Source organism: Giesbergeria sinuosa, assembly GCF_042652905.1.
Classification (GTDB): Bacteria; Pseudomonadota; Gammaproteobacteria; order Burkholderiales; family Burkholderiaceae_C; genus Simplicispira; species Simplicispira sinuosa.
The window spans coordinates 230,721-248,585 of sequence record NZ_JBHSHJ010000003.1 but is presented as its reverse complement, the minus strand read 5'-3'; the positions used below and the strand labels follow the sequence as shown (position 1 = coordinate 248,585).

15 protein-coding genes are annotated in these 17,865 nt (G+C 59.4%); 7 read left to right on the top strand and 8 right to left on the bottom strand.

Translation table 11 applies throughout. The features are described 5' to 3' along the window. Positions 1 to 66 precede the first annotated feature (66 nt). Positions 67 to 1,101 carry a bifunctional riboflavin kinase/FAD synthetase gene (locus ACFO6X_RS05780; protein ID WP_382430973.1) on the bottom strand — a complete coding sequence of 345 codons (1,035 nt, stop codon included), beginning with the start codon at positions 1,099 to 1,101 and terminating at the stop codon, positions 67 to 69. 192 nt (positions 1,102 to 1,293) lie between these two features. Between ACFO6X_RS05780 and ACFO6X_RS05775 the strand changes: the two genes are divergently transcribed. Continuing rightward, positions 1,294 to 2,235 (top strand): bestrophin family protein, encoded by a 942-nt coding sequence (locus ACFO6X_RS05775; protein ID WP_382430971.1) that lies wholly within the window; start codon positions 1,294 to 1,296, stop codon positions 2,233 to 2,235. Here the strand turns inward: ACFO6X_RS05775 and ACFO6X_RS05770 are convergent. Next, on the bottom strand, positions 2,216 to 2,896 hold the full coding sequence (locus ACFO6X_RS05770) for a YceH family protein (protein WP_382430969.1): 681 nt from the start codon (positions 2,894 to 2,896) through the stop codon (positions 2,216 to 2,218). The genes ACFO6X_RS05775 and ACFO6X_RS05770 overlap by 20 nt on opposite strands. Before the next feature lie 20 nt (positions 2,897 to 2,916). On the opposite strand from ACFO6X_RS05770, the gene purN reads away from it, so the two are divergent. Further along, positions 2,917 to 3,498: a phosphoribosylglycinamide formyltransferase gene (gene purN / locus ACFO6X_RS05765; protein ID WP_382430967.1), complete on the top strand. Its 582-nt coding sequence runs from the start codon at positions 2,917 to 2,919 to the stop codon at positions 3,496 to 3,498. Between the two features lie 33 nt (positions 3,499 to 3,531). Here the strand turns inward: purN and xopAW are convergent, their stop codons facing one another. Beyond that, positions 3,532 to 4,569, bottom strand: a complete 1,038-nt coding sequence (gene xopAW / locus ACFO6X_RS05760) for a XopAW family type III secretion system calcium-binding effector (protein WP_382430965.1) — start codon at positions 4,567 to 4,569, stop codon at positions 3,532 to 3,534. A 235-nt stretch (positions 4,570 to 4,804) separates the two neighbouring features. On the opposite strand from xopAW, the gene ACFO6X_RS05755 reads away from it, so the two are divergent. Together ACFO6X_RS05755 and ACFO6X_RS05750 are read left to right on the top strand one after the other, a co-directional pair. Continuing rightward, entirely contained in the window at positions 4,805 to 5,545 is a 741-nt protein-coding gene (locus tag ACFO6X_RS05755) for a response regulator transcription factor (protein ID WP_382430963.1), read from the top strand. After that, complete coding sequence (locus tag ACFO6X_RS05750) at positions 5,533 to 6,672, top strand: ATP-binding protein (protein ID WP_382430961.1); 1,140 nt, start codon at positions 5,533 to 5,535, stop codon at positions 6,670 to 6,672. Before ACFO6X_RS05755 ends, ACFO6X_RS05750 begins: the two co-directional genes overlap by 13 nt. Here the strand turns inward: ACFO6X_RS05750 and ACFO6X_RS05745 are convergent. Both ACFO6X_RS05745 and ACFO6X_RS05740 read right to left on the bottom strand, forming a co-directional pair. Further along, entirely contained in the window at positions 6,634 to 8,304 is a 1,671-nt protein-coding gene (locus tag ACFO6X_RS05745; RefSeq protein ID WP_382430959.1) for a hypothetical protein, read from the bottom strand. The genes ACFO6X_RS05750 and ACFO6X_RS05745 overlap by 39 nt on opposite strands. Beyond that, the gene (locus tag ACFO6X_RS05740; protein WP_382430957.1) at positions 8,276 to 10,492 is read right to left on the bottom strand and encodes a Kelch repeat-containing protein; all 2,217 of its coding nucleotides are present in this window, start codon (positions 10,490 to 10,492) and stop codon (positions 8,276 to 8,278) included. The genes ACFO6X_RS05745 and ACFO6X_RS05740 overlap by 29 nt, the downstream gene beginning before the upstream one ends. A 100-nt stretch (positions 10,493 to 10,592) precedes the next feature. Here ACFO6X_RS05740 and ACFO6X_RS05735 point away from each other — a divergent pair, with 100 nt between their 5' ends. Continuing rightward, a complete protein-coding gene (locus tag ACFO6X_RS05735; protein WP_382430955.1) occupies positions 10,593 to 11,915 on the top strand; it encodes an RsmB/NOP family class I SAM-dependent RNA methyltransferase in 1,323 nt (440 codons plus the stop codon). A gap of 57 nt (positions 11,916 to 11,972) precedes the next feature. Beyond that, a complete protein-coding gene (locus ACFO6X_RS05730) occupies positions 11,973 to 13,868 on the top strand; it encodes a hypothetical protein (RefSeq protein ID WP_382430953.1) in 1,896 nt (631 codons plus the stop codon). A 90-nt stretch (positions 13,869 to 13,958) separates the two neighbouring features. Here the strand turns inward: ACFO6X_RS05730 and rpmG are convergent, their stop codons facing one another. From rpmG to trxB, 3 genes are all read right to left on the bottom strand, one after another. After that, positions 13,959 to 14,129, bottom strand: coding sequence for a 50S ribosomal protein L33 (gene rpmG / locus ACFO6X_RS05725; protein ID WP_091451102.1), 171 nt, complete (start codon positions 14,127 to 14,129; stop codon positions 13,959 to 13,961). Positions 14,130 to 14,140: 11 nt separating this feature from the next. Then, the gene (gene rpmB / locus ACFO6X_RS05720) at positions 14,141 to 14,374 is read right to left on the bottom strand and encodes a 50S ribosomal protein L28 (RefSeq protein ID WP_091451105.1); all 234 of its coding nucleotides are present in this window, start codon (positions 14,372 to 14,374) and stop codon (positions 14,141 to 14,143) included. Positions 14,375 to 14,564: 190 nt separating this feature from the next. Then, complete coding sequence (gene trxB / locus ACFO6X_RS05715) at positions 14,565 to 15,524, bottom strand: thioredoxin-disulfide reductase (protein WP_382430950.1); 960 nt, start codon at positions 15,522 to 15,524, stop codon at positions 14,565 to 14,567. A gap of 197 nt (positions 15,525 to 15,721) precedes the next feature. Here trxB and ACFO6X_RS05710 point away from each other — a divergent pair, with 197 nt between their 5' ends. Beyond that, positions 15,722 to 17,863: a DNA translocase FtsK gene (locus ACFO6X_RS05710; protein ID WP_382430948.1), complete on the top strand. Its 2,142-nt coding sequence runs from the start codon at positions 15,722 to 15,724 to the stop codon at positions 17,861 to 17,863. Positions 17,864 to 17,865 lie beyond the last annotated feature (2 nt).

The window sequence follows — 17,865 nt, the reverse complement described above, 5'->3', positions numbered from 1 at the left end:
ATAGACGCAGCCTAAACGGGGCTGTTTAGGTAGCGCAGCAAAGGGGAGGGCGGGCAAAGCAGCCCGTCAAATTCGGTCGCGGGTGGTTTGGCGGCGGGTTTGGGCATGGGTGGCAAACCAAGCGCGCGCGTCGGCGCAGTCGCGCGCAATGCCCGCCGTGAGGGCATCGAAGCTGTCGTATTTGAGCTCGTCGTGCAGTTTGTGCAGCAGTTCCACCCGGGCAATTTTACCGTAGCCCCCCTCGGCTCCGAGGGAGCTGGGCCATTCTAGACAGTGGGTTTCTAGCAGCACTCGGCCCCCGTTGACATCGTTGGGGTCGAGGGAGGGGCGGATGCCCAAATTGGCCACGCCGGGCAAGGGGGTATCGCTGAGGCCATGTACCCATACGGTAAAGATGCCACTGGCGGCAGGCTTCCAATGGGCAAAGCGTAAATTGAGTGTGCGAAAGCCATCATCGGCCTGGCTGTGGCTGGCGCCCAGCGCACGCCCCAGCTTGCGCCCATGCACTACGTGGCCCGAAATCGTGTAGGGCCGTCCCAGCAGTTGCGCTGCATCCTGCATCCGGCCCGCCAGCAGCGCCTCCCGCACCGCAGAGCTGGAGACGCGCAGGCCGTGGACTTCGTAGCTGAGCATCCGGGCCACATCAAAGCCCTGTTCTGCGCCTACGGCATCTAGCAGGGCATAGTCCCCGGCGCGTTGGGCACCAAAGCGGAAATCATCGCCCACCAACACATAACGTGCCCCTAAACCGGCGACGAGCACTTGGTCAATAAAGGCTTGCGGTGGTTGGGTTGCCAAGCGGGCATCAAACGGCAGAATGACGGTTTGATCGACACCGCAGCGTTCTAGCTCGGTGAGCTTGTCACGCAGCGTGCCAATGCGGGCCGGGGCCAGTTCGGGCCGGTGCAAAGCGCCAGCAAAATAGTCGCGCGGGTGGGGCTCAAAGGTCAGCACGCAACTGGGCACGCCCCGGTGCCGGGCCTCGTTTTGCAGCAGTGCCAGCATGGCCTGGTGGCCCCGGTGTACGCCATCAAAGTTGCCCATTGTCAGGGCACAGGCGGGTGCGATGCCAGGGTGGCGGAAACCGCGAAAAATCTTCATGGAGGGGAGTTCTTTGCAAAGGTGCCCTATACCTGCTGGTGCGGCAGTGGCGGCCCCGGAGGCTCGAAAAGGGCTTATTGTCGCCCAGCCTGTGCGGCTTGGTACGTAGGACATTCAGTATCTGGTGCGCAAAATGCTGTCCAACATGCTCCAATGCAGTCCCTTTGCTGTTTCTTTCAGGATGGGATTCTGATGATCGTTCGTGATCGCCCCGCCGGTTGGCGCCTGTTTCTGGCCGTGCGCGGCTCGGTGTTGCAGCGCATACGCTTTACCTTGTTGCTCAACATTTTGCTGGCTACTTTGGTGACTTTGGCGCATGGCAACCTCTTTACACTCAAAATCACGCTGACTGCGATTCCATTCACGTTGATTGGCTTGCCGTTGGCGATCTTTCTGGGGTTTCGCAACACCACCGCCTATGACCGCTACTGGGAAGCACGAAAGTTGTGGGGTGAGTTGGTGCTGCGCACCCGCTCCCTCACGCGCCAGTGCCAGAGCCTGATCCATTTGCCCCAAGCACTGGACTACCGCCAGCGTGAGAGCGATGTGCGTGTGCGCATGGTGCACCGGGCGATTGCTTTTGTCCATGCGCTGCGCTTGCAATTGCGGGGCCAGAAAGATGATGCGTTGCTGCAAAATTGGCTCACGCCTGCCGAATGGGCACAGGTGCAGCACCGCTCCAATGTGGCCGATGCACTGATGCAAGCGATGGGGCGCGATCTGGGCGAGTGTGTGCGCCAAAAGCAGATTGACCCAGCTTTGGCGGTGCCATTGGATCAGACCTTCTCGGCCATGACGGCGGCGGCAGCTTCGTGTGAGCGCATCAAGTTCACGCCGATTCCGTTCTCTTATACGCTGCTGCTGCACCGCACGGCCTACATGTACTGTTTCTTGCTGCCGTTTGGGTTGGTAGATGTGACTGGCTTTATGACGCCGTTTGTTGTTGGCATTGTCGCTTATACCTTTTTTGGTCTGGATGCTTTGGGCGATGAGATTGAGGAGCCATTTGGCTTGGAGAGCAACGATTTGCCCCTAGACACACTGTGCCGCAGCATGGAAATTATGTTGCGTGAGTCGTTGGGAGAGACGCAGTTGCCTCCCCCGCTGCTGCCGGTCAATTTTCGGCTGACGTAGGCCCAGGCAGGCCCAGTTCGTTGCACAGGCGCTCTACGGTGGCCTGCAAGGCTGCCACTTGGGCCTCTAGGGTGGCTACCCGTGCTTGTAATGCGGGGGCTGTGTTGTCAGCACTGCCGCCTGGGCTGGCGCTGCTGGTATCGACGGGGCCACACAGCAGATGTGCCCAGCGTTGTTCTCTGGCGCCGGGAGCGCGTGGCAACTGCACCACCAGCGGGCCGCCTTTCTCGCTGCTGCGCTCTTGCAGCTCATCCAAAAAGGCCTCGACCGAAGAAATATCGGCAAAGCGATACCAGCGTTCGGCATTGATGCGCAACTCACCGGCTGTTTGCGGGCCACGCAGCATCAGCAAGCCCAACAGCACTGCCGATTGTTCGGGCACCCCAATACCGCGCTGAAAATTGTGTTCCCAGCGTGTCGTGCGTCCACCGCTGCTATGAAACACCAAAGACAGGTGTTTGAGTTCATCCAGTGCTTCTTGGGCTTGGGCTTCGCTCACATTCATCACGGGGTCGCGCGTGGTTTTCTGGTTGCAGCCCAGCACCAAGCTGTTGAGCGTGAGTGGGTAGCTGTCGGGCACCGTGCGGGCTTTTTCCATCAGGGTTGCCAGCACACGGGCTTGCACAGCAGTCAGGGGGTGGGTGGTCGGATCAAAGGGCATGGCGGGGATAATCCAAAGCAATGAAAAACATCGTGATTTTGATTTCGGGGGGTGGCTCCAATATGGCCGCCATTGTGCGCGCAGCGCAGCAACAAGACTGGGCTACGCGCCTAAGGGCGCGGGTGGCAGTGGTCATCAGCAACAAGGCTGATGCCAAAGGGTTGGAGCTGGCCCGTGCGCAAGGTATTGCCACGGAAGTGCTAGACCACAAACAATTTGACAGCCGCGAGGGCTTTGATACGGCGCTGGCTACGTTGATTGACCAGTACGATCCGGCCCTGGTGGTACTGGCTGGGTTTATGCGTATTTTGACGCCCGGTTTTGTTGAGCACTACGCGGGGCGGTTGCTCAACATCCATCCTTCGCTGTTGCCCGCTTTTACCGGCTTGCACACACACCAGCGTGCGTTGGATGCTGGCTGTAAGTTTGCGGGGGCCAGCGTACACCAAGTCACGGCAGAGTTGGATGTGGGCCCGATTGTCGATCAGGCGGTGGTGCCGGTGCTGCCTGACGATACCGCCGACACCTTGGCGGCACGGGTGCTGACCCAAGAGCATGTGTTGTACCCCAGGGCCATTGCACAATGGTTGTCGTCGCGTTAGTCGCTACCCCCATTCCGAGGGGTGGCACCCCGCTCAAGCCAACAGATTGACGGTGTTGCCTTGGGTGGTTGTGCTGGACAAATTGTTCGCCACAGCCGCATATTGGCGTTGTGCCAACTGGGCCAGTTGCAATAAATCTTGGCGTACTTCCTCATTCAGCGGGTTGCGCTGTGTGCCACGGGTGTTGTCCGCATCGGTCTGGCTGGTGTTGCTCTGGCTGTTGAGTTGTGCAATAAAGGCCTCTCCTTCGCTGCTGCTGATGGTGTTGTCGCCATCGGTATCGATGGCGCTGAACAGGGTGGAGGCGGCTTCTTGGGTGTCTTGCACACTCTCTTGGAGGCTTGCCACAGCCCGCTCGGCGGCAGAGACCACGCCGTCCTCGTTGGTGTCGAGTTCGTCGTAGCTGGTGCTGTCGGTTGCGGTGGAGTTGGCACCGGGGGCAGGCGGTGGCATTCCGCCGGGTGGGGGCGGCATACCTGCGGCAGGGGAGTCACCCGCCACCTGTTGTTGGCCCCCAGAAGGGCGGCCCGCATCAAATTCTGCTGGGGTCAGGTTGCCATCACTATCGGTATCGAGCTGACTAAAGACCTCATCGGAGCTAACGCTTGTTTGGCTGGCAGTGCCCCCAGACATTTTTTCCAGCAGCCCCTGTAATTCCTCTTGGCTGACGGCACCATCGCCATTGCTGTCTACCTTGCCAAACAGGTCATCCCCCTCCTCTTGGCTGGCCGCCTCCGTAGACAGGCCACGCGATTGGGCAAATTCCATGGTGGAGGGGGGTGGCAGCACGCTTTGAAGGGTGTTGTCGAGTTCATCACCGCTGAGGCTGCCATCGCCATTGGCATCGTTGCTGGCGAGCAAATCGGCAGCACTGGAGGTGCTGCTGGCACCTGTTTTCTGGGCTACATCACTGAGCAACCCTTCCAGTTCGGTGGCATCGATGCCACCGCTTTGGTCTTGGTCAAATTTGTTTTGCAGGCGTTCGGACAACCGTCCTGGTTGCGGTTGCGCATTGCTGCGCTGCGCGTAGGTGTGAGACCATGCGCTGCTGACGCCACTGATGCTTGTCATTGTCGGTTCCTTTCATTCCATGAAGGGCTGGCGCATGACCTGCGTCAGCCTGAGAGGCATTGTTGGAACTGCCGGTAAACCCAGTTTGTCCTGTTTGTACCAAGGTTGATACGAAAGCCGGTTTCAGCCTCCTAACAGCTTGTAAAACACCCACCATTTCGGGGGATGGCTGGGGGGCATGCCTTGCCTATACTGCCGTTTTGCTTTGTTTGGCAGCTTGTGCTGCCACCTGCCCATGTCCCATATCTTGGTGGTGGATGACGATGAAGACATCACCACGCTGCTGACCCAGTACCTCAACCGTTTTGGTTTCACGGCCCATGCAGCCAGTGATGGCTGGTCTATGCGCGCACAACTGGCAGCGCACCCGATTGATTTGGTGGTGCTGGACATCATGTTGCCCGGCACCGATGGCATTACCTTGGCGCGTGAGCTGCGGGCGCGCTCACAATTGCCCATCATCATCTTGACGGCGCGGGCCAATCCCTACGATTGTGTGTTGGGGTTAGAGATGGGGGCCGATGATTACATGGGCAAGCCCTTTGAACCACGGGAGTTGGTGGCACGTATCCAGACGGTGCTGCGTCGTGCGGTTGCCACAGGGGCCAGCTCTGGGGGCGCTGTAGGAGGCGGTGCAGATGCTGTGGTGCGTTTTGATGGTTGGACGCTGCATGGCATGGAGCGCCATTTGGTGTCACCCCAAGGGGTGGTGGTGCCTTTGTCGAATGCCGAATTTCGCCTGCTGTGTACCTTTTTGCGCCGACCGCGTTGCATCTTGGGGCGCGATCAGTTGATGGAAGAGGCCAGAGGACGCGCAATGGACATGCTAGACCGCAGCATTGATCTCTTGGTGTCCCGATTGCGGCATAAGCTGGCTGATGATTCGCGCGAGCCTGCCATGATCAAAACGGTACGTGGTGCAGGCTATTTGTTCAATAGCCAGACGGTGCAAGGGCCAGTGGCATGGCTGCGTTGAGTGCCACCCGTTGCTACCGGGGCGTGCAGCAGGTGCTGGCGCATTTGCTGCCTGCAACTTTGTTTGGCCGTTTGGCAGCCTTGCTATTTGTGGCAGTGTTGAGCAGCCATGCCCTGGCTATCACACTGTTGTTCGAGTTGCGTCCCGAGCCTGGGCCAGGGGCACCGGGCCGACCGCCGTTGCATGTGGCCCATCCGGGCCATCCTCCACCCCCCGGTTGGAGCGCCCCACCGCCCCACCCCGGCAAGCCGCCTGAGCCACCGGGGCGGGGGTTTCCCGCAGGGCTGTTGCTGGATGTGGGGGTGCGTCTGGCCGCTTTGATGGCTGCCGCTTGGGTAGGGGCGCGCTGGCTGTCGCAACCCCTGCACCATCTGGCCGCAGCGGCACGGGATTTGGGGCAAGACATTCACCGCCCGCCCTTGCCCGAAGTGGGCCCGCTGGAATGCCGTGAGGCCAGCCGGGTCTTTAACCAGATGCAGGCGCGCATTTGCCAACAATTACAAGAACGTGACCGTTTTGTGGCGGCTGTGTCGCACGACCTTCGCACCCCATTGACCCGTTTGCGCTTGCGGGCCGAATGTCTGGGAGATGATGCGCAGCGCCGCCTCTTGAGCCGCGACATCGCAGAAATGGATGCCATGATTGCCGCCACCCTAGACCATTTGGGCGGGGGGGCTCAAGCCGAGCCTTGGGTGCTGGTAGATGTGCAGGCTTTGATAGAGAGTCTGGCCGATGACCAGCAGGCCTGTGGACACACTGTGACAGTGCAAGGAAAGGCGGTTCCACTGCGGGTACAGGCCAGCGCCTTGCGCCGTTGTATGGACAATTTGGTGGGCAATGCCATTCGTTATGGTGGTAGTGCGCAGATCGTGCTGCACGATACCGTTACGGCCCTCACCATTGAAGTGCGAGACCACGGCCCCGGTCTGCCAGACACCGAGTTAGAACGGGTGCTGGCTCCCTTTTACCGTGTCGAAACCTCGCGCAACCGCCATACTGGGGGTGTTGGGCTGGGTTTGGCCATCGCCAACGACATTGTTCAGCGCCATCGGGGCATGCTCGAATTGCGCAATGCAGAAGGCGGCGGGTTACTGGCCCGTGTGGAGCTGCCTCGCAGTGGAGCCTGACTGCGTTTTTCGCAGGGGAGCCTTGCAGAGTTTCCAAGGGTCTTGGGGTGGTGGGCGGGTGATGTCAGTCCAGCCAGTGCAAAGCCAGCTGTGGTTTTTTATCCTTACCAGATGCTTGGTGGAATGCTGGGATGCAGCCAGAGGCAGGTAGGTGCGTAACTGGGCCAGAGCCGCCGTGTGGCCTTGGGCGTATTGCTGCGCAATCCACTGTTGGGGCAGTGCCTTGCAGGTATCGCGGCCTTGTTGCATTCTTTCCAAAGACCAAGCCAGTGCCATCATCGGGGGCACCCACTGGAGCAGCCGTTCAGGCAAGACACAATCTGCTGCCGAGGCATGGTCGCGTGCCCAGTCCCGTACTGCCGCTTGCAAGGCCGAGGGCCATTCAGGGCTTGCACGAAAACTACGCCACGGGTCGGAGGGTGGGAATGAAGTGCCCACCACATCCAAAGGCATTTGTCCGATATACACAGCCCCCAGTGCTTGCTGTGCCAAGGCTTGGGTCAGTATGTGGTCGATGGTGGTACGCAGCTCGCGCATGCCATGCTGAGGCCAACTGGTGGCGCTGTGGCTCAGTACCTGCAAGCGAATGCCCAAGTAGATCATCTGCCGTGCAATGGCCGTATGGGCTGCTAGCAGTGTGTGGCGGTCGGCATCGTCTAGCGGATGGCCCTTGTCTCGCACCCGTTGTAACCATTGTGCTGTGGGGAGTGGCATCTGCTCTGGGGTAAAGGCCAGAGCGGTCTTATCCAAAATGGCAGGCCATTGTGGATGGCGGGGGTTCAGGGAGGCCAAGGCATACATCAAGTGCAAGCAACTGTCTGGCCCTTTGCCATCACAACCTTGGCGCAGCAACAGGCGAGAGAATTTCTGTTCTAGCACTGCCGCAATTTGGTGCCCGTAGTCGGTGTCGGGGCTATGGCTCCAACGGCCTGGGCCGTGGGCGGGGGTGCTTTTGCGCACACAGATACCAAAATCAAAACTGTTGGGCATTTCCCAACCCATGTTGCTGCGCATGGCCCACAGCATGGGGTCTTGGGCATAGATATGCCAAACCGGGCGGGACAGACAATCCATCATGATCATGGTGGCCGCGGCCTCGGTGGCCCAAGAGGCATCGGCCCGGTAGACCTGCAAACTGGGCAGATGGGTGCCCCACTGAGGATCGATAGGCTGGCCGGGCTGGCGCTCTGGAAACAGCATGGCCCACAGCGCCAGTGCCTCTGAGGGGCGCTCGAAGGTCAGTAAATTCCATGCCCCGGCTTGGTCGATCAGCGGCTCCTTGGTTTGAGCAGTCAAGGCTGCAAAGGCTGGCATCTGGAGCATCCGGCGCAGCCGGTCGGGGTCTAAAAACTCCCACGGCCCATCTACGGGGTCTTCGCGCCTGCCTCGGTGGCGGCGCTTGGATTCAATCACCGCCGCGTCAAACTCCAGTGCAGACAAAGGCTGCAAGCTGGTCATCACCGCCATTCCCACGGGCGTCTGGGCGATGGCAGGGGGGGGTGGCTCTGGCAGTGCAGAAGATGCTTGTGCCCACGCGCTCATACCATCTGCCAGTAGCAGTACCAAACCAGCCAGCCACCAGCGCAGCCGGGGCCAAGGCAGATCAGCGTGCCTGCGGGTAGGGAACCACATGGAATCTCTCCTGAGAGCGCACCAACAGGCGCTGTGGGGTCAGGGGCAACACATAGTCTGGGGCCAACTCACGCTGGGGCCAAGGCCCAGAGACCTGCCAACGCTGGCGAACGTCATCCCAGATCAAGCTGCGGCGGTCAAAAACATTGGTGAACAAATACACCCGGTTGCCAGCTGCCACCATGTTGGTGATGCGGAAATTGCCCACCCCCGTTGGGGGCAGTGGTAAGGGGGGCAAACGGCTCCAGCGGCGCAGCCTTCGGTCAGCGATTTCTGCTTGGTAGCCAGAGTCCGCAAACTGGGTTTTGAGCGATAGTTTGAAGATGCGCCCATTGTGGAGCTGTACCGCCATACCGCCGGGGTAATGGGCTGGCGGGCCTGAGCGCCAACGTTGCGTTCGTTCGTCCAGCAGCAGGGTACTGCGCAAGGGGGTTGTATGGTTCGATTGCCCCCCTACCACAGCCACGAGCCTACCCTGTGCTGTTGCAGGCAGTTCTAGCAATGTGGCTTGGGTGCGGTGTTGTGGTAGGGGCAGTACCTCTTGGGGAGGCCCACCAGCGTGCCAACGCATCAGCCGCACAGGTGCAGGGGCTTGTCCTTCCGGGGGGCGCTGCCAAGGGTTGCCTGCCTCCAGATACCACACGTTGCCATTGCGCCGCCGCAGCACATCGTGCCGGGGCCACTGGCTTACCACATCCGAGTTGCCTGTATCCCAATGCCAGCCGTGGGCAAAGTGGATGCGCAAGTCGGGCACTGTTTCCCAACGGTCTTGGGCCGGAAAATAACGAAACGAGGGCATCGCCTCTTGTTGGCTGCATGGCTCGCCCCATGACGAAGGGGCACAGCCGGTGGGCGCACCACCAAAGTAGAGCACGCTGCGGTCGGCCAGTTCTAGCCCCGATAAGTAAGCTATGGGCCAATGCATAGGGGCGGCGCTGTGGGCTTGCCGTTGCGAGGTGTCAATCCGTTGTACCCGGTTGCTTGGTGACCATTGCTGCCCCGCGCCTGCCAGCAACACCCCACCGTGGTGCTGTCGGACAACACCAAACCGACCGTGAGCACTGAGCAGGTGTCCACGGTCGGGTTTGGTTTGCTGGTCTAGCTTATACACCTCCCCGTTATCAAACCCCAACACCAGCGCCTGCCCGTTCGCCAAGGGAGCCACCCGAGGCCAGGGCGATTCTGGGAAATTTTGCCGAGATCGTACCCAGCGCAGGCTTTGTGGGTCTAAAAACTCAATGAAGGTCTTGTGCGTACGCACCGGCAGATCATCCAGCCCCAAGGCGTGCAAATGTCTGGGGGCAGAGGCGCTCTCGCCCGTTAGCTCTATGGGTGTCCAATGTTGGGCTGTTGCATCCCAAACCATAGGCGGCCCCAGTGTGGGGTGGGTACTGTCGTTCTGGCGATTCCATTCGGCTTGCGACACCAGCACGCGGCCATCGGGCAAGCGGTGGTGCTGAATGCGCAGCTCAGGCAGGTTGCGCATGGCATTGGGCGGATGGGTGAGCTTCCATGCACAGGCATCGGCATCAAAATACACCGGGTGGTGGGTGGGGGTGTTCGGTAGACTCCCCCAGTCTTCAATCTGCCCACGCACACCGTGGGCCTGCAGGCGTTGGCGCAGCGCCTCGGTGGGTGTGGATACCCAATGCAGTTGGCGATGATTCAGGGCCAGCACCTTAGCGGCTCGGTGCGCGGGCTGGGTGCTGCCGTATGCCGTAGGCGGTTGCTGGCACACCAGGGCGTGTTGGGCGTCTAGCGGCACAAGGGCATGAATCCGAACATTCTGTGCCTGTGGCAGGGGCAGCGAGAAAGCCTGCTGTTGCGTATCCCACCACACCACTACATCGGTCGATTGATCCTGTGCGTCATGGCTGCGGCCTACCACCAGCCTGCCTGCTCCCAAGGGTGCCCATATCTCTTTGAGCGCATGGTGGGCAGGCCAACTAGGCACCGTGCTGAATGTGTGGGTGGGCACATCCCAGCGCCGCATTCCCTGGCGGGTAAAGAGCAGAAACTGGTCTTGCCCCAGCGGCACATAATCGGGGTTGAGCGGATTGGGCCAAGCAATATGGGCATATACCGAGGCTTGTTCTCGTGGTGCAGGGGCACCGTCCCCATGCGCCAGTGGCAGCAGGGCCATGCTGCACAGCAACAAACAGTGGCTCCAGCGTGGGGATAGGGGCACGGCATCGCTCCTGGGGCGTGGCAGACCATCCATCCTAACGGGTGGTGATGATGATGCTAGGGGCGGGAGGGCTATCTCCTTATCAGGGACAATCACCCCCATGCATCCGAAAGCCCTTATTGAAGCCTGTACCGAACTGGTGCGGCTCACCCTTACCTTTGAACACCCAGCCGATGCCGTGGTGTCGCGGTTTTTCCGTGATCACCGGGGCTTGGGCCAGCGCGAGCGTGCGGCATTGGCCGAAACCGTTTATACGGTATTACGCAAGAAACTTTTGTTTGACCACATGGCCCCTTCCGGCTCTGGCCCGCGTGAGCGACGGCTGGCCATCTTGGGCTTTGCCCACTGGCAAGACGAGGAGGCACGGCGCACCCACCCTCAGGCTGTGCACGGTGCCCGTGATTTTTTGCATGCCGCCTTGAATGAGCGTGAAAAACAATGGCTCATCCAATGCGATGCTGTGCGCGACGATGAGTTGATGGAGCGCCACCGCCACAACCTGCCCGATTGGCTGGCACAGCCACTGAAACTGCAAGTGGGAGAAGGCTTTTGGCCACTGGTGCGGGCACTGTCGTGCAGTGCGCCATTGGATTTGCGGGTCAACGTCTTGAAAGACAAACGCGCCGATGTGCAGCGAGAGTTGGCACAGGCGGGTATAGCTTCGGTAGAAACCCCTTATTCCCCTTGGGGGTTGCGTGTGGTGGGCAAGCCTGCGTTGACCAAGTTGCCCGCCTTTGTGCGTGGCGCGATTGAAGTGCAAGATGAAGGATCGCAACTGCTGGCGCTGCTGCTCGATGCCAAGCGTGGCGAGATGGTGGTAGATTTTTGCGCTGGTGCGGGCGGCAAAACACTAGCGATTGGTGCCACCATGCGCAGCACTGGGCGCTTGTATGCTTTTGATGTGTCGGCGCACCGGCTGGATGCGCTCAAGCCACGACTGGCGCGCAGCGGACTGTCTAACGTGCATCCAGCCGCCATTGCCCATGAGCGTGATGAACGTGTCAAACGCCTGACGGGCAAGATTGACCGTGTTCTGGTCGATGCCCCCTGTTCTGGCCTAGGCACCCTGCGCCGCAATCCCGACTTGAAATGGCGCCAAACCCCTAAAGCCGTGCAGGAGCTAGAGGTCAAACAGGCGGCCATCTTGGCCAGTGCTGCACGCTTGGTCAAACCCGGTGGGCGTTTGGTCTATGCGACCTGTAGCGTGCTGCCCGAAGAAAATGAACGCATTGCCCAAGCCTTTGCGGCTGCACACCCCGACTTTGTGGCACTGGATGCCGGCCAAGTGTTGGCACAGCTCAAAGTCGATGCGGCGGCCAGTTTGTGCAGCGGTGGTGACACGGGCACGCAGTATGTGCGTCTGTGGCCGCACCTGCACCAAACTGATGGTTTTTTTGCCGCAGTCTGGGTCAGAAAAGGCTGAGTTACCCACGCTAAACGGCAATTCTTGCTCAAATTGCGTGCGGCGCACGCCTGATCAATGACCGCAGACCTCTTGAGCGTCCACGCCACCTTCGCTGCCCTCATGGCATTGCTCCAGTGGGTGGGGTTCATGCCCTTGCTGTGGCCTTGGCTAGCCCCCACGGCATTGGGGCGACAGCTGGGGTTTGTGCCTGCCTTGGGCCTTGGGATGTGTCTTGGGTTGCTGGCAAATTTCCAGACTTTCTTCTTTGCCGTGGCCGTGGGGCAGGGGGCTTTGCCGGCTTGGGCGTTGCCTACCATTGCCGCTGCTCTCACGTTCGTGGCGTGGGCTTGGCTCGTGCGCCGTTTCCGGCATGTACACCTGGGTATGCCAGCCACCCCTGCAAAAGGCCGCTGGTATCGGCACGCACTGGCGATGGCCGCTGTTGCTATTGCCCTGGCCCTGCTCGCCCAAGATATTGCCCGTGGCGTGCCCGGTGTGTTTGAGGCTTGGGATGCCCTTGTCAGTTGGAATCGCTGGGCTACAGAATGGCATCGCCACGTTCCGCCCATCTATACGATGGGCTATCCACAACTGTTGCCGACGGCTCTGGCGGGGCTGTATGGATGGATCGATCCGGATGCTGCGCAGCCGGTGGCCCGACTCTTCATACTGCTGTTTCCAGTTTTGCCTTGTTTGCTTTTGGTGGATGGGTATCGGCGTTGGCGTGACGATGCCTTTTTGTGGGGGTGTGCTGCTTGGCTGGTTTTGCTGCGTTTCGCGTTCCGCGGCATGGCCGACTCCGGCTATGCGGATGTGCCCGTGGCCTGCTTTGTTTCGCTTACAGCCTATCTGCTCCTGCTTGGCTATCGTGGCAGCATAGATCGCAGTATGGCGCTGACGCTGGCGGCCATTGCCGCCGCTGCTGCACTGTTGACCAAGCAGCCGGGCGGTATTGCATGGCTGTGGTGGCTAGGCGCAGCGGCTGCGATGTGGCTGCGCCGTCAGGTGCCGTGGTCATCAATTGCGTTTAAGGCGTTGCTTTTTTTGGCGCTTGCCGCCCCGTGGTATCTGTATACCGCTTGGCGCATTCGCATGGGGGTCGATGTGACAAACATTGGCTACCTCGTTGGCATTATCCATGCAGATCGGAACTGGATACAGCGTATCGGCCATGCTTTGCAAGGGCCGCTGATGGACGCATTCGCTGGTTTTGGTTCTGCAACTACTGCTGCTGGTGTGGTCACTGTCCTGTTGGCGATGGCCTGCATGAGGGTGGATGGTCGGCGTTTGGTGCTTGGCCTGTGTCTACCGTATTTGTTGTTGTGGGCCAGCTTGTTCTCTTATGACAGTCGCAATCTCTTGCCCGTCATGGTGCCTGTGGCCCTTGCTTTGGGGTTTGGCGTGCAGTGGTTACTCGACCAATGGGACAAAGTGCTTCCTGTCACAGTCGCTGCAGACGGCGGTGGTCTAGTGAACTGGCCTTTGTCTGGGGTTGGCCGATGGATGTCTTTTGGTGTGCTAACCGTGGCTGCTGTGCTGGCTTGGGTGGCCCCTTGGAGCATCGAAGACTTCCGTCAAAGGCAGCACTCGTTGCAGCAGGCGGCTGATGATCCGGCGTTGAACCGCTATCTGCTGGACTATGCACGCGACCCCGGATTCGGGGGGCTGGTGTTGACCACCTATGCCCCCATGCTGATGATGGAGGAGTTGAGGCGCCATACCCCACCGCTTACAGACAACCCCAACCTAGCGCCAGTGTTAAGCCAAGCCTTGGTGCAAGGACGCCCTTGGTGCGAATTGCAGGCCATCTCGCCAAGATTTTCCCAAATTCGCTATTTGCTGTTGCACCGTTTTCTTCTGCTGCCCATGATCGAAGCATCCCAAGCGGATGGCTCGCTGCGTATCGTCCATGAGCAGGGCGCCTTGCGGCTGATGCGTGTCGGCTGTCCTAGCATCGATGCCAAGGATTGAACGCTCAGTAAAGAGAGGACTGGCAACGAAAAAAGGCTGCCGGGTCATGGTGTACCGGGCAGCCTTTTGGAGAAGGTAGAGGCAGAAGTATTACTTCAGCTTCATCTCTTTGTATTCGACGTGCTTGCGAGCTTTAGGATCAAATTTCATGATCAGCATCTTCTCGGGCGTGGTCTTCTTGTTTTTGGTGGTGGTGTAGAAGTGGCCAGTACCCGCAGTGGATTCCAGCTTGATCTTGTCGCGTCCGCCTTTGCTTGCCATGGTGCTTCTCCTTAAGCCTGACCACGTGCGCGCAGGTCTGCGAGCACCGATTCAATACCGTTCTTGTCGATCAAACGCAGGGCTGCGCTCGAAACACGCAGGCGCACCCAGCGGTTTTCCGACTCAACCCAGAAACGGCGGTATTGCAGGTTCGGCAGGAACCGGCGCTTGGTTTTGTTGTTGGCATGGGAAACATTGTTCCCGACCATGGGCTTCTTGCCCGTGACGTCACATACGCGTGCCATAAGGACACTCCGATCATTTGGAACGGTTGGCCACTGCGGGGCGGCTGCCTTGCGGCACCTGCCTGGTGGCTCAACCTCACCTCGCCAGAAGGGTGGCGGTAACCCGATTGCCATGGTTATCAAAACCCCGGCTTTGTCTGCAAGAGACTGGGCCAGTTTTGGCAAAGCCTAGGATTATAACCCGTGCGCTTTAAACGGGTGGGTTTTGTTCCAAGAAACGTTGGGCATCCAGTGCAGCCATGCAGCCGGTGCCCGCGCTGGTGATGGCTTGGCGGTAGATATGGTCTTGCACGTCCCCGGCGGCAAAAATGCCAGGTACGCTGGTTTGTGTGGCAAAGCCATTGCGCCCGCCTTGGGTCACAACGTAGCCGTTGTCCAGCTCCAGTTGGCCTTGGAAAATGTCGGTATTGGGGGCATGGCCGATGGCAATAAAGCAGCCTTGCAGGGCAATGTCTTCGCTGTGGCCGTCTTGGGTGCTTTGGATGCGAATGCCAGTGACGCCACTTTGGTCGCCCAGCACTTCCTGTAGGGTAAAGAAAGTTTTGAGTTCAATTTTGCCCGCAGCCACCTTTTCCATCAGCTTGTCGATCAAGATGGGTTCGGCCTTGAACTTGTCGCGCCGATGCACCAGCGTGACTTTGCGCGCAATGTTGGACAGGTACAGGGCTTCTTCCACCGCCGTGTTGCCGCCACCGACCACGCAGACATCTTGCTCGCGGTAAAAGAAACCATCACAGGTGGCGCAGCCCGAAACCCCCCGACCCATAAATTCTTGCTCCGAGGGCAGGCCCAAGTATTTGGCCGAAGCGCCGGTGGCAATGATCAGGGCATCGCAGGTGTAAGTGCCGCTGTCGCCTGTCAAGGTAAAGGGGCGTTTGGAAAAGTCTACTTGGTTGATATGGTCAAAAATGATTTGTGCCTTGAATCGCTCGGCATGTTCCAGAAAACGCTGCATCAATTCTGGGCCTTGCACGCCATGCACATCGGCAGGCCAGTTGTCCACCTCGGTGGTGGTGGTGAGCTGTCCACCCTGCGCCATGCCAGTGATGAGCACCGGGTTCAAGTTGGCGCGGGCAGCATAAATAGCAGCGGTATAACCGGCAGGGCCGGAACCAAGGATCAGGACTTGGGCGTGTGAGGTGCTGGACATAGGGCTTAAAAGTTCAGATTCATGCGATTACACAGAGGTGCAAGTATCATGCAACTTGGCCGTCTTGCTGATGGCATGCTTTGCATGGCATTCATTGAAAACGACAATAGCCGTAATGGCAGCGCAATGCTGGTCGGCGGGGTCGGCTTCTGCGCCATATGTCGTTGCATCATCGGGTAAGCTTCGCCCGCACGCCCATGACCTATTCATCCAACACCCTGAATGCTTCTCCCCCTGGCAAATCTGCACTGCGCACAGGCATTGCCCGGCTAGGCCATGAGGTCTCGCTGCTGGCCGGTGCGTTGGCACTGGTGCTCTGGCTGCTGACGCTGCTGAGTTATTCGCCACTGGACATGGCCTGGTCTACTTCTGGGGCCGGAGATGGATTGGTGCGCAACCGTCTGGGTCGGGCAGGTGCTTGGCTGGCCGATGTCAGTTATTTTTCTCTGGGTTTTTCGGTGTGGTGGTGTTTGGTGGCGGGAGCCTTTGTTTGGCTGTCGTCTTTGGCCCGGCGCTTGCGCGGTGACGAGTTGCTGGCCGATGAGCTGTCGCTCAAAGAAGTATTGGCCCGTCGTGCCCGCTTTTGGGGTGGGTTGGCGTTGTTGTTGTGCGCCAGTGCAGGGCTAGAGTGGTCGCGTCTGTATCATTTTGAGTCGTTGTTGCCAGGCCATGCAGGTGGTGTGTTGGGCTACATCGTTGGGCCAGCCACCATGCGGTGGTTGGGCTTTGATGGCTCGGGTCTGCTGGGTTTTGCATTGGCGGTGCTGGGTGCCGCACAGGTGTTTCATTTCTCTTGGACGCGTTTGGCCGAGGGTTTGGGCGCACGCCTCGACGCTGTGGTGCAATTGGGGCGCGTCCGTCGCGAAGAGGCCAAAGATATTGCTGAGGGCAAACGTGCAGCCCGTTTGCGTGAAGAAGTGGTGCATGAAGAACGCATCGAGTTGGAAGAGCACCATCCACAGCCCCTGAAAATCATTGATCCAGAACAAGCGGCGCCGCGCTGGGTGGATCCGGCCCCAGACTCTGCACCGGCTCCCTTGATGAGGGAGCGGTCGGAAGCCCCAGCAATGGATCGCCCCCGCACGGGCCTGCCACCATTGACCTTGCTAGAGACCGCAGTGGTGCGGCAGGAGGCCGTCTCTTCCGACACACTCGAGATGACCAGTCGTCTCATTGAAAAGAAGCTTCGGGATTTTGGCGTCGAGGTGACTGTGGCTGCGGCCATGCCTGGGCCGGTGGTGACCCGCTACGAAATCAAACTCGCCCCCGACGTACTGCCCATACAAATTGTGGAGTTGGCCCGTGATTTGGCGCGCGCTCTGAGTCTGGTGTCTATTCGGGTGGTAGAAACCATTGTGGGCAAAGACCATATGGCGTTGGAGTTGCCCAACGTCAAACGCCAAAGTATTCGTTTAACCGAGATTTTGGCATCGGCAGCCTTTCGGGAGCATACCTCCTTACTGGCGTTGGCCTTGGGCAAAGATATTGTGGGCCACCCAGTGGTTGCTGATTTGGCCAAAATGCCCCATGTTTTGCTGGCGGGCACCGCCGATTCTGGCAAGGCTATGGGCCTGCATGCCATGCTGCTGAGTGTGCTCTATAAGGCCGAGCCTGCGGATGTGCGCCTACTGCTGATCGATCCCAAGATGCTGGAGATGTCCCTTTATGCCCATATTCCGCATCTGTTGGCCCCTGTCGTGACCGATATGCGCCAGGCAGCCCGTGGTTTGAACTGGTGCGTGACAGAAATGGAGCGCCGCTACCGGCTCATGGGCAAGTTGGGGGTACGCAATCTGGCGGCTTATAACGCCAAGATTGATGCCGCCGAGGCCCGTGATGAGTGCATTCTCAATCCGTTGGTGGCAGATTTTTCGGAGCCCGAGCCTTTAGGGCACTTGCCCCACATTGTGGTGGTGGTCGATGAGCTGGCAGATCTGATGCTGGTGGCGGGAAAGAAAACCGAGGAATTGATCGCACGTTTGGCACAAAAAGCCCGTGCCACGGGTATCCATCTGATCTTGTCTACCCATCGACCAGGCACTGAGGTCATTACGGCTTTGATCAAGGCCAATATACCTACCCGCATGGCTTTCCAAGTCAGCAGCAAGACCGACAGCCGAGCCATTCTCGATCAGACTGGGGCAGAAACCCTGCTGGGGATGGGAGACATGTTGTATGTGATGGCTGGCGCCGGTGTGCCAACACGGGTGCATGGCGCGTTGGTTTCTGCCGACGAAGTCCACCGCGTAGTGGCGTTCTTAAAGTCTCAGGGGCGGCCTGTGTATGTGCCCGGTGTGCTGGATGAGCCACTGGCACCAGATGAGACCGTCGGTTTTTAAGT